The sequence below is a fragment of the Kineosporia mesophila genome, assembly GCF_021129235.1.
GTDB lineage: Bacteria > Actinomycetota > Actinomycetes > Actinomycetales > Kineosporiaceae > Kineosporia > Kineosporia mesophila.
Map to the genome: position 1 here is coordinate 1 of NZ_JAJOMA010000029.1, position 12,825 is coordinate 12,825.

General features: G+C 70.2%; 17 protein-coding genes. 10 read left to right on the top strand and 7 right to left on the bottom strand.

The genetic code is table 11. The features are described from left to right. Positions 1–371 precede the first annotated feature (371 nt). The gene (locus tag LR393_RS29675) at positions 372–1,235 is read right to left on the bottom strand and encodes an aldo/keto reductase family oxidoreductase (protein ID WP_231488336.1); all 864 of its coding nucleotides are present in this window, start codon (positions 1,233–1,235) and stop codon (positions 372–374) included. 125 nt (positions 1,236–1,360) lie between these two features. Here LR393_RS29675 and LR393_RS29680 point away from each other — a divergent pair, with 125 nt between their 5' ends. From LR393_RS29680 to LR393_RS29690, 3 genes are all read left to right on the top strand, one after another. Further along, positions 1,361–1,801, top strand: coding sequence for a winged helix-turn-helix transcriptional regulator (locus LR393_RS29680; RefSeq protein WP_231488338.1), 441 nt, complete (start codon positions 1,361–1,363; stop codon positions 1,799–1,801). A gap of 309 nt (positions 1,802–2,110) precedes the next feature. Beyond that, on the top strand, positions 2,111–2,395 hold the full coding sequence (locus tag LR393_RS29685; protein WP_231488340.1) for a GntR family transcriptional regulator: 285 nt from the start codon (positions 2,111–2,113) through the stop codon (positions 2,393–2,395). A 19-nt stretch (positions 2,396–2,414) separates the two neighbouring features. Continuing rightward, positions 2,415–3,386, top strand: coding sequence for a threonine ammonia-lyase (locus tag LR393_RS29690; protein ID WP_231488342.1), 972 nt, complete (start codon positions 2,415–2,417; stop codon positions 3,384–3,386). On the opposite strand, the gene LR393_RS29695 is transcribed toward LR393_RS29690, so the two are convergent. Genes LR393_RS29695 through LR393_RS29705 form a run of 3 tightly spaced genes read right to left on the bottom strand, consistent with a single transcriptional unit; the run spans position 3,357 to position 4,998 of the window. Continuing rightward, the gene (locus LR393_RS29695; RefSeq protein ID WP_231488343.1) at positions 3,357–3,959 is read right to left on the bottom strand and encodes a hypothetical protein; all 603 of its coding nucleotides are present in this window, start codon (positions 3,957–3,959) and stop codon (positions 3,357–3,359) included. The genes LR393_RS29690 and LR393_RS29695 overlap by 30 nt on opposite strands. Beyond that, a complete protein-coding gene (locus LR393_RS29700) occupies positions 3,956–4,519 on the bottom strand; it encodes an RNA polymerase sigma factor (RefSeq protein WP_231488345.1) in 564 nt (187 codons plus the stop codon). Before LR393_RS29700 ends, LR393_RS29695 begins: the two co-directional genes overlap by 4 nt. A gap of 32 nt (positions 4,520–4,551) precedes the next feature. Next, the gene (locus LR393_RS29705; protein WP_231488346.1) at positions 4,552–4,998 is read right to left on the bottom strand and encodes a hypothetical protein; all 447 of its coding nucleotides are present in this window, start codon (positions 4,996–4,998) and stop codon (positions 4,552–4,554) included. Positions 4,999–5,103: 105 nt separating this feature from the next. Here LR393_RS29705 and LR393_RS36745 point away from each other — a divergent pair, with 105 nt between their 5' ends. After that, positions 5,104–6,135 carry a GGDEF domain-containing protein gene (locus LR393_RS36745; protein ID WP_231488348.1) on the top strand — a complete coding sequence of 344 codons (1,032 nt, stop codon included), beginning with the start codon at positions 5,104–5,106 and terminating at the stop codon, positions 6,133–6,135. A 93-nt stretch (positions 6,136–6,228) separates the two neighbouring features. Here LR393_RS36745 and LR393_RS29715 read toward each other — a convergent pair whose 3' ends face one another. After that, entirely contained in the window at positions 6,229–6,900 is a 672-nt protein-coding gene (locus LR393_RS29715; protein WP_231488350.1) for a TetR/AcrR family transcriptional regulator, read from the bottom strand. Between the two features lie 35 nt (positions 6,901–6,935). On the opposite strand from LR393_RS29715, the gene LR393_RS29720 reads away from it, so the two are divergent. The 3 genes from LR393_RS29720 (at position 6,936) to LR393_RS29730 (ending at position 8,040) form a co-directional block, all read left to right on the top strand. Further along, complete coding sequence (locus tag LR393_RS29720; RefSeq protein WP_231488352.1) at positions 6,936–7,277, top strand: hypothetical protein; 342 nt, start codon at positions 6,936–6,938, stop codon at positions 7,275–7,277. A 50-nt stretch (positions 7,278–7,327) separates the two neighbouring features. Then, complete coding sequence (locus tag LR393_RS29725; protein WP_231488354.1) at positions 7,328–7,474, top strand: hypothetical protein; 147 nt, start codon at positions 7,328–7,330, stop codon at positions 7,472–7,474. An 89-nt stretch (positions 7,475–7,563) separates the two neighbouring features. Then, the gene (locus LR393_RS29730) at positions 7,564–8,040 is read left to right on the top strand and encodes a hypothetical protein (protein ID WP_231488355.1); all 477 of its coding nucleotides are present in this window, start codon (positions 7,564–7,566) and stop codon (positions 8,038–8,040) included. Here the strand turns inward: LR393_RS29730 and LR393_RS29735 are convergent. Then, a complete protein-coding gene (locus LR393_RS29735; protein WP_231488357.1) occupies positions 8,012–8,581 on the bottom strand; it encodes a hypothetical protein in 570 nt (189 codons plus the stop codon). The genes LR393_RS29730 and LR393_RS29735 overlap by 29 nt on opposite strands. A gap of 302 nt (positions 8,582–8,883) precedes the next feature. On the opposite strand from LR393_RS29735, the gene LR393_RS29740 reads away from it, so the two are divergent. After that, positions 8,884–9,978 (top strand): efflux RND transporter periplasmic adaptor subunit, encoded by a 1,095-nt coding sequence (locus tag LR393_RS29740; protein ID WP_231488358.1) that lies wholly within the window; start codon positions 8,884–8,886, stop codon positions 9,976–9,978. A gap of 159 nt (positions 9,979–10,137) precedes the next feature. Further along, positions 10,138–10,749, top strand: coding sequence for an NIPSNAP family protein (locus LR393_RS29745; RefSeq protein ID WP_231488359.1), 612 nt, complete (start codon positions 10,138–10,140; stop codon positions 10,747–10,749). On the opposite strand, the gene LR393_RS29750 is transcribed toward LR393_RS29745, so the two are convergent. Beyond that, positions 10,715–11,773 carry a threonine aldolase family protein gene (locus LR393_RS29750; RefSeq protein ID WP_231488361.1) on the bottom strand — a complete coding sequence of 353 codons (1,059 nt, stop codon included), beginning with the start codon at positions 11,771–11,773 and terminating at the stop codon, positions 10,715–10,717. The genes LR393_RS29745 and LR393_RS29750 overlap by 35 nt on opposite strands. Before the next feature lie 71 nt (positions 11,774–11,844). On the opposite strand from LR393_RS29750, the gene LR393_RS29755 reads away from it, so the two are divergent. Continuing rightward, complete coding sequence (locus LR393_RS29755) at positions 11,845–12,747, top strand: LysR family transcriptional regulator (protein ID WP_231488362.1); 903 nt, start codon at positions 11,845–11,847, stop codon at positions 12,745–12,747. Positions 12,748–12,825: the final 78 nt, after the last annotated feature.

Here is a 12,825-nt window from a genome sequence, read left to right on the forward strand (position 1 = left end):
CCACCACCCCTTCAGCCACCACCCCTTCGGCGACGGTGCTGTCGCGACCTGATGGAAGCCTCCAGGACACGGTCGTAGGAATCAGCACGCTCACGATGTGTACACCTGGTACATCAGGTACCGGGTGTACCAGGTGTACACATTGCTCGGGGGCCCTGGGTAGATCGCGGGAGGAAGATGACCAACACCCGTCCGGCAAGCCGACGCCCAACCCGTAAGCCCGACGCCCGTCAGGCCGGCCCACACCCGTCAGGTCGACCCCACCCGGCATGTTGGAATGCACCCACCAGGTCGAGCCGCACCCACCAGGTCAGCACGCACCACCAGGTCAGCACGCACCCGCCCGCCAGGTCGACCCCACACCCGCCAGGTCAGCCGATCTTGTCCAGCTCGGCCAGGTCGTCGGCGGTGAGCGAGAGCCCGGCGCCGGCGATGTTCTCGCGCAGGTGGGTCACCGACTTGGTGCCGGGGATGAGCAGGATGTTCGGCGAGCGCTGCAGCAGCCAGGCCAGGGCGACGGACATCGGGGTGGCGTTCAGGCGGGTGGCCACGGCCGAGAGGGCTTCGGACTGCAGGGGGCTGAAGCCGCCGAGCGGGAAGAAGGGCACGTAGGCGATGTTCTCGGCGGCGAGGCGGTCGATCAGTTCGTCGTCCTGGCGGTAGGCGAGGTTGTACATGTTCTGCACGCAGACGATGGGGGCGATCGACTGGGCTTGCGCCACCTGCTCGGGCTGAGCGTTACTGATGCCGAGGTGCCGGATCAGGCCCTGCTGCTGGAGTTCGACGAGGGTCTCGAAGGGTTCGGCGATGGAGCCGGGCAGGGGTCCTTCGGCGTTGCCGAGCCGGAGGTTGACGAGGTCGAGGGTCTCCAGGCCGAGCCGGTCGAGGTTGTCGTGCACGGCCTTGCGCAGCTGGTCGGGCCGGCGGGCCGGGGGCCAGCCGCCCTTCTCGTCGCGGTCGGCGCCGATCTTGGTGACGATGTGCAGGGAGTCGGCGTAGGGGTACAGGGCCTCGCGGATCAGGCCGTTGGTGACGTGCGGCCCGTAGGCATCGGCGGTGTCGATGTGGGTGATGCCCGCCGCGACGACCTCCCGCAGAACGGCGAGCGCGCCGTCGTGGTCGGCCGGCGGTCCCATCACCCAGGGGCCGGTGAGCTGCATGGCGCCGTAGCCGAAGCGGGTGACGGTGAGATCGCCCAGGGTCCAGGTGCCGCCGGGAAGGGAAGTGGTGGACATGTTCATACCTCTGGCTTTCGTGGTTCCCGTTGGATGCCTGCTTCACTATGGGTAGGTAGCTTCCTGTCGGGAAGTGGGCACTTGAGGGTGCGTAGGTCACCCCACGGTTCGTGAGGAGCGGTTCGATGGCCACGACGACGGCGGCCCAGAAGAAGGCGGAAGCCAAGGCCGAGTACGACGCCTTCCTGGCGACCTGCCCGAGCCAGAAGCTGCTGGACCGGATCTCCGACAAGTGGGTCACGCTGGTGCTGAGTGCGCTGGCCAACAACGGCTGGCACGACCCGGGTGACGCCTGTGCGGGCGGGGCCAAGGCCATGCGGTACTCGGAACTTTCACGCAGGCTGGCGGGTGTCAGTCAGAAGATGCTCACCCAGACGCTGCGCAATCTGGAGCGCGACGGTCTGGTGACGCGCACGGTGACGCCGACCGTGCCGGTCACGGTGTCGTACGAGCTGACCGAGCTCGGCCTGTCGTTGCAGCAGATGATCCGGGGCCTGAAGCGCTGGGCCGAGGTGCACATGGACGATGTGGTCGCCAACCGGGAGTCGTACGACCAGGCGAAGTAGCGCCCGTTCCAGGGGTTCGCATCGCTGCTGGTGGGAAGAAGCGGAACGTTCCGGCGTCTCAGGCTGGGGCCGGTTCGTGGACGGTGGGACGGGATGCGGCCGATGGTGGCACCTCCCCCACCGGAAGGACCCACCTGATGTCTGCCGAGACCACCGCGAGAGTCGCGCCGATCCGGATGAGCGAGCGCCGGCCGCAGATCCGCCCGGTCGCCGTGACCTGGTTCCGGATGCGCCGGCGCTGGCAACCGGTGGTGAGTCGCACCCCTAGGGGTGAAGGAATCCCGGTGTCTCTAGGGGATCATGGGGAACGTGCCCCTTTCCCCGTACCGCCTCCTCGCCGACCGGATCGCGGCACGCATTCTGGCGGGCCAGTACCCGCCCGGCGCCCGCCTCCCCCGCCCGATCGACCTCGAGCAGGAAGGGCACCCGATCGAGACGATCCGGGAAGCCCTTCGCTGGCTCGTCGAGTACGGCTGGGCGGAGATCGGGCCCGGCGGCGGTTACTACGTCACCGACAACGGCATGGCCAACGGCATCGATTGGGACACCCTCCAGGCGAGCGTCGAGGCGCACCTGCGCGGGTCCACGCGGTAACCGCACTACGCTGCGGGTCGTGCCGCGGACGCGTCTCGACACCGCCCGGATCCGGGCGGCCCAGCAGGTGATCGACCCGGTCTTCCTCGACACCCCGCTGTACAGCTGCGAGGCCCTGGCCGCCGAACTCGGGTGCGGGGTACGCATCAAGCTCGAAACGGCCAATCCGGTGCGGAGCTTCAAAGGGCGCGGCACCGAATGGGTGACGAGCCGACTGGCGGGCGCGGTCGTGTGCGCCAGTGCGGGGAACCTGGGTCAGGCCCTGGCCTGGTCCGGCCGCCGCCGGGGACTGCGGGTGACGGTGGTGGCCTCGCACCTGGCCTCCACCTACAAGCTCGATCGGATCCGGGCCCTGGGCGCCACGCTCGAACTGGTCGACGGTGACTTCGAGGCGGCCCGCGAACGGGCCGTAAACATCTCCCGGCGCGACGGGATCCGGCTGCTCGAAGACAGTCTGGACATCGAGACCTGCGAGGGCGCCGCCACCATCGGCCTCGAACTGGCCGACCGGGCCGACGAGTTCGACACCGTTCTGCTCGCCCTGGGTGGTGGGGCTCTGGCTACCGGGGTCGGTCACGTGCTGAAGGAGCTGGCGCCCGGGGTCGAGGTGATCTGTGTCCAGCCCTTGGGCGCGCCGGCGCTGACGCGCTCGTGGCACGAACGGCGCGTGGTCACCACCGACTCGACCGACACCATCGCCGACGGTGTCGCCGGGCGCTTCCCCATCCCCGACGTCCTGGACGACCTGCTCCTGGTGGCCGACGACGCCGTCCTGGTGCGGGAAGTGTCCATCATCGCCGGGATGCGGATGCTCCTCGATCACGCCGGTCTGGTCGCCGAGCCCTCGGCCGCGCTCGGGATCGCGGCGATTCTCGAGAACCGCGAGCGCTTCGCCGGGCGACGGGTGGCGACGGTCGTGTGCGGCAGCAACGTGGCCATGGACGCCTATCGCCGGTGGACGTCAGAAGGCCGCGTCGAACAGCGCCCGTAGTTCCGGGGAAGCGACGCCGCTGTAGCCGCACTGCCGGACCCGGCCGTCCTGCACCGCGACCAGGTAGGTCCGGCCGACCTCGAAAGAGGTTCCGCCGAGCAGGACCTCCGTGGCTCCGCTGGTCTGGGCCACGTCGAGGACGTCGACTTGGTCACCGGTCCAGACCTGGGACACGTCCAGCGTGACGACACCGTTGCTGACGCTGCGCACCGTGCCCTCCACCGCCAGATCGGCCGTTCTCAGCAGCTCGGCGGTGGGGGGTGCGCATTTGGCGGCTGCTCCGCTCGTGTCCATCGTGACCCGTTCGATCGAGGGTGGGTTGGCCGGATCTGGGCCGGAACCGTTTCCGGGGCCGTTCCCGAGGCCGGCGAAGAGACCGGCGGCGGCCGCGGCCAGGAGTGCGGCGGCGGCGACGGGCCGGGCCTTGCGGTTCCAGAAGCTCTGCTGTGGCCGGGTCTTCATGCTCTGCTCGATCCGGAGGGAGACGTCGTCATCGGGTAGCGGCGCGAGTGAGGCCGCCGGGTCGACGTCACGTAGCCGGTCCCGCAGCTGCGCCCAGGAGTCGTCGGTCACCGCTGCCCCCTTCCCTTCACTTCTTCCGCTTCTCCAGGGCCTGTTCGCTCGAGCTCGGCCCGCAACCGCTCGCGCGCCCGGTGCAGCCGGATGGTCGCGGCGTTGGCCGAGATACCCAGCACCTGGGCGATCTGCGCCGGAGCCAGCTCTTCCCAGGCCCACAGCCGCAGCAGTTCGGCGTCCGGCGGGCGCAGCTGGGCCAGCACGGCGGTCAGATCAATGGACGAGTCACTCAACTGGGCCGTCCCGGTCCCGTCGGCGGTGTCGTCCGGGCGGTCGATCGTCGCGATCCGGGCCACCAGCCGGTCCTGCCGGCGCCGCGTGCGCTCGGCGTTGGCCAGGCAGTTGCGGGCCACCCCGTAGGTCCAGGGCAGCGGCTCGCCCGGCACCTCGTCGAGCCGGCGCCAGAGGGTCAGCAACGTCTCGCCCAGCACGTCGTCGGCCGTCGCGGGATCGGTGCGCCGGGCCAGGAACCGGCGCAGCGGCTCGATCAGCCCGGGCACCAGGCTCTCGAACCGCACTGCCCGAGGCAGCCGCTCGTCACGCATCACGTCCTCCACGCCCCCACATGTCCGGCCGCGCCGGGATCCTTTCAGTTCCCGAAGGCCTCTTCGTACGAGTTCTGCAGCGAGGTGTCGTCGGCCGGCCCGCTCAGGCAGGCGGAGACGCCCCCGTCCGAGACCGCGAGCAGATACGCCCGGCCCCGGACGAAGTCACCGCTGCCGCTGAGCGTCTCCGAGTGCACCTCCCCCAGGCGCAACTGCACCTGCTCACCGGTGCTCCCCCGGTAGGTGCGACTGACCCGCAAGGTGGTCACCTCGTCCTCAATTCTGGTGACCGTGCCCGCGAAGGCGACCTCGGCGTCCTGCAGATGGCTCGGCTCGATCGGGCGGACGCACCGCGCTGCCGCACCACTCACGATGAAAGTGGTGGACGCGGGTGCCGATGTGGCGGACGGGGTCTCTTCCTGGGCACATCCGGCCAGGGCGAGGATCACGACCCCGGCGGCCAGTGGGTACGGGACGGCGGCGTGGCGCATGGCTTCCTCCTGGGTAACCCTGATGATGAGCAACGTTCGCCCTCTTCATGTCCGCCGTGCCCGCGCGTCTTTCACGAACGTCCCAAATTCCTTTCTGTCGGCTCCGTGGGGGCATCCGGTATGGACCGTGAGGAGAACAGCGAGACCGGTGAGGACGCGTGCCTGCGCCGGGCCCGGCTGGTCGAGCGGATCGGGTCCGAGCTGCTGCGCACCCCCGCCACCGACGCCTCGCGGATCCGGCTCGCCGGGTGGGAGACCATTCGTGACCTGGTCGAAGCGACTCCCGGCCTGCGGGCGGTGCGCCTGGCCAAGACGTCCGACGGCTTCGGTCTGGGCCCCTGGCTGGGCGAGTTCCCGCAGAGCCCGACCTCGGTGACCACACCTCCCGACGAGGGCTCCGACGTCCCCGCCGTCCACGACGTGCTGAGCTTCGCCGCCGGGGAACCCTGCGACTGGGCGATGATCACGTACGAGTCGGTGACGCCCGAAGTCACGATGGCGCTGGGCGCCCCGGGCCGGCTCGACCCCGAGGTGCTGGTCACGGCTCGCAGCATCCTGAACCACGTGATGCTCGCCTACCGCAACAGCCTGGTGCACGAGGAACTGCGAGAGAGCGTGCGTACCGATGCCCTGACCCGCCTGGCCACCCGGTGGGTGTTCACCGAGGTCCTCGCCGGGATCCTGGAAGTCCCCAGCCCCGGCAATCTCTCGATGCTCCTCATCGACATCGACGGCTTCATCGCGGTGAACGAGGCGTACGGCCATTCCGGGGGCGACAACCTGCTGGTCAGCGTGGCCGAGATGCTGCGCCGCGTGGTGCCGGCCAATGACGTCATCGCCCGCATGGGAGCCGACGAGTTCGCGGTACTGCTGCCCGGTGTCAACCAGTCCTCGGCCGAGAAGTTCGGCCGGCAGATCATTTCCGCCTTCTCCACCCTGCTGGTCGACACGGCGAGCCTGCAGTCGGTCAGTGCGGGGGTCGGCGTGGTCGAGATCGCACCGGACGCCGACGTGCAGACCGTGCTCGTGCGGGCCGACGTCGCCCTCAACGCGGCCAAGGCCCGCGGCAAGGGCCAGGTCGAGTCGTGGCGACCAGCGCTGCAACACGAACCCTCGGTTGCCAGATCTCGCTTCTAGATCCGGCTATGGCTGCTGACGGTTGGGATACCTCCAGCCGGTGGAGGTCCTGGACGAGGGAACGATCGACAAGGCCCGGCTGAGGTCTGACTCCTACCTCAGCGCGATCATCCCCGCGAGGATCAGGTCGACGCCGGCCAGGAACTGCTCGCGGTCGTCGTGGCCGGCCAGCTCGGGGGCGATGCGGCGGACGAACGGGAAGTCGTTCTCGTCCAGGCCGGCCCAGACGGCGGCCATGGCCCCGAGCACGTCGCCGCGATTCGTACCCGGTTCCTGCGAGCGGGCGTTCGCCGCGTTCTGCCGGGCGACACCGATGATGTAGTTCACCAGCGCCGAGACCGCGTCGAACTGGGCGGGCGCGGGCACCCCGAGGGCCTCGACCTGCCGCCCGAGCCGCTCGAAGATCTGCAGCATCCCCGACGGCGAAGCCGTGCCGGACAGCTGAGAACCGATCCAGGGATGGGCGTCGACCGCGTCGAACACCGCGCACGCGACGGCCCGGATCTCCTCATCCGGCGTGCTGTGCCGGTCGTCGGCAACCAGCACGTGGGCGAGCACCTCGTCCGTCGCCGCCCCGAGCAGCTCGTCCTTGTTCGCCACGTGCCAGTAGATGGCCCCGGCCCCGGTCTTGAGGTGGGCGCTCAGAGCCCGGAAGGTCAGCCCGCTCTCCCCCGTGGCGTCGAGCAGCTCGATGGCGGCGCCGACGATGCGCCGCCGGGACAGCGCACCCTCCCGGCGGTCCGTGGTCCGTGCCCTCGCTGCCATGTCTCCTATCTTGACATTGCTGGAACATCATTCCAATGGGTGATGCCCGGCGCTGCGGCCGATCAGGGTCCCGCGGTCGGCACCGGACCACCCAGCGCGGGCTGCGCAACCTCCGCGACCAGGGGCTCATCCTCACCGACGGCCGGCGCCCCATCATCCTCGATCCGGAGCGATCCGGGCGATCGCCCAGTATTCCCGAAACATCTTCGGAGACTCCGAAACCGGATATCCCGGCGCACTACTGGATCGTGGTCCTGGACATCGAGAACTTCAGCAGCCGGCCCGGCCCGGTGCAGGTCCGGCTGCGCGAAAGCATGTACCGCGTGGTGCGGGGGCCGTCCAGGAGGCCCGTCTCGACCGGTACGAACTCGGGGTAAAGGACGAGGGCGACGGCCTCATCCTGTTCTTCCCCTCCCAGGTGCCACCCGTGCCCACCGACGCTCCTCCCGGCCGGCCAGGCCACTGCCCGCGCACCACGCGGGGCGTCCACCCGCTGCTCACCGTGGTGCAGATGCCTCCGGCCACGGCCCGTCACGCTGAGTACGTGGGGCTGCACGTCTACGCCTGGGAGTGACTTGTCTACGGCGTTCGGGTGAACGGATTATCAAAGAATTAGCAGGTCAGGCAAGGTGTGACACCGATCTGACAAGAAAGCCTGGTGCCATGAGCCTGACCACCCCCGCCCGTCGCCGGAACGACCCGGTCATCGGGGTCGTCGTGGTGGCAATCATCGCGGCCGTCCTGTGGGCGTACCTCGCCGTCCGGCCGGTACGGGACGAGGCGGCGGAGTACCACTGGCTGGCCGTGCACGGCGTGCGCGAAGAGGTCACGGTCGCCCAGCTCGGACGGCAGGCGGCCGACGGCGCCGCCCTGACGGTCATCGTCGAGACCGAGAGCGGCGTGGACGCCTTCGTCGACCTGGAGGGCAGCAGCCAGAAGGTGACCGCGGAGGGGGCCACGGTCCCGGTCGTACTCGACCAGCGGCTCGCTCCCTCGGTGGGCAGCGGGGTGGCCACCGACCTGCTCGACCATTCGTTCACCGGCGACTACGTGAAGAAGCTCGCGCCGCCCGCGGCCCTGGCCGTGATCGCCCTGCTCGCCCTGGTCGTGATCAGGCGCCGTCGGTCATCCCGCCGCTGAACCGCAACCGGCCCGACCAGGAGCAGTCCTTGCCCTCCGGGCCCGGCCGGTACCAGGCCAGCCGGAAACGGCTTCCGGCCGCCAGGTTCGGCACGATCACGCGGGTCTGACCCGGCTCCGGGAAACAGACGGGTGGACCGGTCGGTGCCGAGTCCTCCTCCAGCAGACTCAGGCACACACCGCCGTCGCCCGTCTCGTCGAGGGTCACGGTCACGGACGTGCTCTGGGTCGTGGTCGCCACCTGACTGCCCACGGTCTGCGGCCCCCGCACACCGCCCGGCAGCGTGCCCCGTTGTGTCGAGCCCGCGACCGGATGGACCCGTTCCACCGGCGCGGCCGGCAACCGGCGCACCGGGCGGCGCTCGCCGGTGTGGGCGGCGATCAGGAGCGTCGTCGCGCTGAACCCGAACGCGGCCAGTGCGACGGCCGCGTACTGCCAGCGCACGGGAACGGCCGGCCGGCGGGTCGCCCGGCGGGGCTGGTACCAGAACTCCTCGTCCGGGGTCCAACCCGGATCGACAGGCCTGTTGCTACGGCCCATGTCTTCAGTCCCCCGTGATGTTTCGTCGGCGATCCCCTGCGACGTAGTGCAGCACAACCGGTTGCCGGCTACTGACCGGAAGGCTATGACCGGCGTGGCCGAGGCCCCGAGTTCCCCACTGCTCACCAGCACACGGTGCGGGTCGGTGGTCGTCACCGGCGGGTGCAGCCCGCGTGCCACCCGGACAAGCGCGTCACTCTGATGACGAAAGGGACAGCGGAGCAGCAAGTTTCTTCTGAGTAGCGCCGAGGGTGCCGTACTGTCCCATCAGCCTGCCCGAGCCGAGCACGAAGGTGATCAGTGTGGAGATCGAGGAACGAAGGTCGCCGGCCGCCCACGGCCGCGGCGTCGCCCTTCTCGGTGTCGCCGTCGTGGTCGCCCTGACCGGCTGGCTGGCCTGGCGTCATCTGAGCGGTGCGCCGGCCCAGGCGTCGGAGCCCACGCCCACCGTCGCGACCGTCACCCAGGGCCCGTTCTCGGTCCGGATCTCGCTGAAGGCCAGCGTCACCCGCGAGGATCCGGTGGCCGTCGACACCGGCGGCCGCGACATCGCCTGGACCGCCTTCAACGGCAAGACCGTCTACCGGGGCGGGGTGCTCGGCCGGAGCCGAATCGGTTCCCGGGCCCGCGAGCTCACCGCGAAACTGGCGGAAACGCGCCGCGACCGGGACGCCCAGCGAGACCTCGCAGTGCTCGCGCTGGCCGACGCCGATCGCGACATCCGTTCCGCCCGGCGCGCTCTGCTGCACATCGAGGGCCCCGGGCGCACCGACGCCGAGGAGGCGGTGGACGCGGCCCGCGACGCGCGGGAGAAGCTCCTGATCACGCTGAACCACCGCGATGCCGAGAGCACCGCCGGGATCCAGAGCCTGGAGAAGAAGGTGAAGTCGGCCCAGCAGCGCCACCGGGTGACCGCGCCGGCCACCGGGGTGTTCGCGATGCGCGGCCCGAAGGCCTTCATCACTGCCGACCGGTACACCCTGGCGGCCTCGCTCAGCCCCGAAGAGGCCTACCGCGCGATGCTTCTGGCGAACGGCGACGCGCTGGTCGGGGTGGCCCGGATCCCGGCCGGGCCGACGGACTTCACCTGCGACACCGTGAAGATCACCCAGGCCGTGGAAGACACCGGCCCGGCCCGGGCCGTGTGTCAGGTGCCGCGCCGGGTGCGGCTCGTGCACGACCTGGACGGCACGCTGGAGGTGACGTTGTGGCACACGGACGATGCGGTGCTGGTCGACGCCGGGGCGATTGAGAACTACGACCCCGCGAAGGGCGTCGGTTACGTGGTACTGGCGGCTTCCCGGGCCCGCAAGAAGATCGAGGCCGGGCCCAGTGACGGCCGGCAGGTCGTGGTGCTCGGCGGGCTGACGGCCGGCGACCAGGTGATGGTCGACTGAGCCACGCTCTTTTGTTCGTGATCATCGGGCCACGGCAGCCGGCGTTCTTCTCCCGGTGCCGCGCAGGGCGCCGACCTGGCCCGCGGACTCTGGGAGCGTTCGCAGGAGCTGCTGACCGGGCGTCTGACGTGACCGTGTCACACCGGTAGCTTGGCGATCATGGTCTACGAGCTGACGACCCTGGACGGATCCCTGACGAGCCTGAAAGCGCTGACCGAGGGGGCTCACGACTGGCTCCGGCACAGTTCCGGGGGCGCTCTGCTGGGCAGCTGGCGCACCGAGGTCGGGGCGCTGGGGCGCATCGTGATCCTGCGGGACTTCGAAACCCGTCACCAGCTGTCCGCGGAACGGCGCCGGGCCCTGACCAGCCACCATCCCTTCAACGGCGGCCCCGCCCTGCAGGCGCTGAGCATGGAGACCTACGAGGGATTCCCCTTCCTCCCCCAGGCCCGCCCCCGCAAACTGGGGGGTGTGTACGAGGTGCGCACCTACGTCCTCAAACCGGGTGGCCTGACGCCGACCCTCGATGCCTGGGAGAAGGCCGTCGAGCCCGCGAAGGACTACACCGATCACCTGGTGACGAACATGTTCGCCACCGACGGCCCCTCCCGCATCACGCACATCTGGGGCTTCGAGAGCATGCAGCAGCGGGCCGCCCTGCGGGAGCGGTACCAGGCCGCCGGACTGTGGCCCCCGAAGGGCGGCCCCGACCAGATCGCCACGGCGACCTCGTCGATCATGCTCCCGAACCCGGGCTCTCCGTTGTCCTGACCCGCAGCGCCCGGAGGAGCCGTTCCACGTCTTCAGGGGTGGTGTCGAACGACGTCATCCAGCGGGCCTGGCCGGCGGAGGCGTTCCAGTCGTAGAAGTGGAACTGCTCGTGCAGCCGGGCGAGCACGGGCGCGGGCAGTTCCACGAACACGGCGTTCGCCTGCACCGGGTAGCTCACCCGCACGTCCGGCATCTCGCTCAGACCCTGCCGCAGCGCAGCGGCCATGGCATTGGCGTGCGCGGCGTTCCGCAGCCACAGGTCGCCCTCCAGCAGAGCGAGGAACTGGGCCGAGACGAAGCGCAGTTTGGAGGCCAGCTGCATGGACGACTTGCGCAGACGGTCCAGGCCCCGGTCGGTTTCCGGGTTCAGCGTCACCACCATCTCGCCCAGCAGCATCCCGTTCTTGGTGCCGCCGAACGACAGGACGTCGACGCCGAGGTCACTGGTCAGCGCCCGCAACGGCAGGCCGAGGTGGGCCGCGGCATTCGCCAGCCGGGCGCCGTCCACGTGTACCCGCAGGCCCCGCCCGTGCGCGAACTCCACGATCCCGGCGATCTCGGCCGGCGTGTAGACCGTGCCCAGCTCGGTGGCCTGGGTGAGTGACACCACCTGCGGCTGGGCCCGGTGCTCGTCGTCGAATCCCCAGGCCTCCCGGCTGATCGCGCCCACGGTGAGCTTGCCCTCCGGCGCCGGGACGGTGAGCAGCTTGAGGCCACCCACCTTCTCCGGGGCGCCGCCCTCGTCCACCTGGATGTGGGCGGTGCCGGCGCAGATCACCGAACCCCAGCGGTCGCAGGCCGCCTGCAGGGCGATCACGTTCGCACCGGTGCCGGTCAGAACCGGGTAGGCCCGCGCGGATTCACCGAAGTGCTCACGCACCACCTCCCGCAGTCGCCCGGTGTAGACGTCACCGCCGTAACTGGGCTGGTGACCGCCGTTGGAGGCGACGACGGCGGTCAGGATCTCAGGATGGATGCCGGAGTAGTTGTCGCTGGCGAAGCCCCGGATGTCGATGTCATGCACGGCATCGATCCTGCGCCCCGGCCGACCGCACCGAAAGCCGCTGCTCGCGATGCTGAGCTTAAGATTTCCCGATGCTCGATTCCTACCGCCTGCGCCTGCTCGTGGCCGTCGCCGACACCGGCTCGATCGCCGGGGCCGCGGCCGCCCTGGGGTGCAGCCCGGCGGCGGCCTCCCAGCAGCTGGCCGTTCTGGAACGGGAGGCGGAGGCTCAGCTGCTGGAGCGCTCGGCCCGCAGCGTGCGCCTGAGCAGCGCGGGCCGGATCCTGGTGGATCACGCGCGGCCGATCGTCGCCGGCCTGGACCGCGCCGGCCGCGCCGTGGCGGCGGCCGGGACGGTGGACGGTGGACGCATCCGTGTCGCCTCCTTCGCCACGGCGTCCCGTCGCCTGGTCGCCCCCGCGATGGCGAGCCTGCGCCGCCGGCATCCGCAGCTCGACCAGACCTTCACCGAACTCGAACCCGAAGATGCCGTTCCCGCGGTGCGGGAGGGGCGTGTCGACCTCGCAGTGACCCATCAGTACGCCGGTTTTCCCGCCCCGGACGCCCGGGGCCTGCACCCGGAACACCTCCTCACCGATCCGCTGTCGCTCGTCGTGCCGGTGTCGGATCCGCACGCCGGGGACGGACAGGTGCGTCTGGAGGATTTCGCCGCGGCCGGCTGGATCTCCGGCCGGAGCACCCAGGGGTTCCAGGCCATGACCGAGATGGCCGCCCGGCTGGCCGGATTCGAGCCCCGCATCACCTCCCGGGCCGACAGCTACGGCGTGGTGCTGAATCTCGTCGGCGCCGGGCTCGGGGTGGCTCTGGTGCCCCGTTCAACCTTTGTGGCCCGGCCCGGCATCGTCCTGCTGAACGTCACGACCCCGGCCCGTCTGGCGCGCACGGTGCATGTGGTCACCCGCGACAGCGATCACTCCCCCGCGGTACGGGCACTGCGTGACGCGCTGATCAAGAAGGCCGCGACGCTCCGGTAGGAAACCCTTTTCAGCTTTCCTGCGGAATCCATGGATGTAACCGCCAGTAGCGCATAACGTTTTCTGGTAGTCACCAGA

Coding starts and splice junctions, on each gene's coding strand:
- LR393_RS29675 (WP_231488336.1), bottom strand. CDS start 1,235: ATGTCCACCACTTCCCTTCCCGGCGGCACCTGGACCCTGGGCGATCTC.
- LR393_RS29680 (WP_231488338.1), top strand. CDS start 1,361: ATGGCCACGACGACGGCGGCCCAGAAGAAGGCGGAAGCCAAGGCCGAG.
- LR393_RS29705 (WP_231488346.1), bottom strand. CDS start 4,998: ATGCGCCACGCCGCCGTCCCGTACCCACTGGCCGCCGGGGTCGTGATC.
- LR393_RS29715 (WP_231488350.1), bottom strand. CDS start 6,900: ATGGCAGCGAGGGCACGGACCACGGACCGCCGGGAGGGTGCGCTGTCC.
- LR393_RS29720 (WP_231488352.1), top strand. CDS start 6,936: ATGGGTGATGCCCGGCGCTGCGGCCGATCAGGGTCCCGCGGTCGGCAC.
- LR393_RS29730 (WP_231488355.1), top strand. CDS start 7,564: ATGAGCCTGACCACCCCCGCCCGTCGCCGGAACGACCCGGTCATCGGG.
- LR393_RS29735 (WP_231488357.1), bottom strand. CDS start 8,581: ATGGGCCGTAGCAACAGGCCTGTCGATCCGGGTTGGACCCCGGACGAG.
- LR393_RS29745 (WP_231488359.1), top strand. CDS start 10,138: ATGGTCTACGAGCTGACGACCCTGGACGGATCCCTGACGAGCCTGAAA.
- LR393_RS29755 (WP_231488362.1), top strand. CDS start 11,845: ATGCTCGATTCCTACCGCCTGCGCCTGCTCGTGGCCGTCGCCGACACC.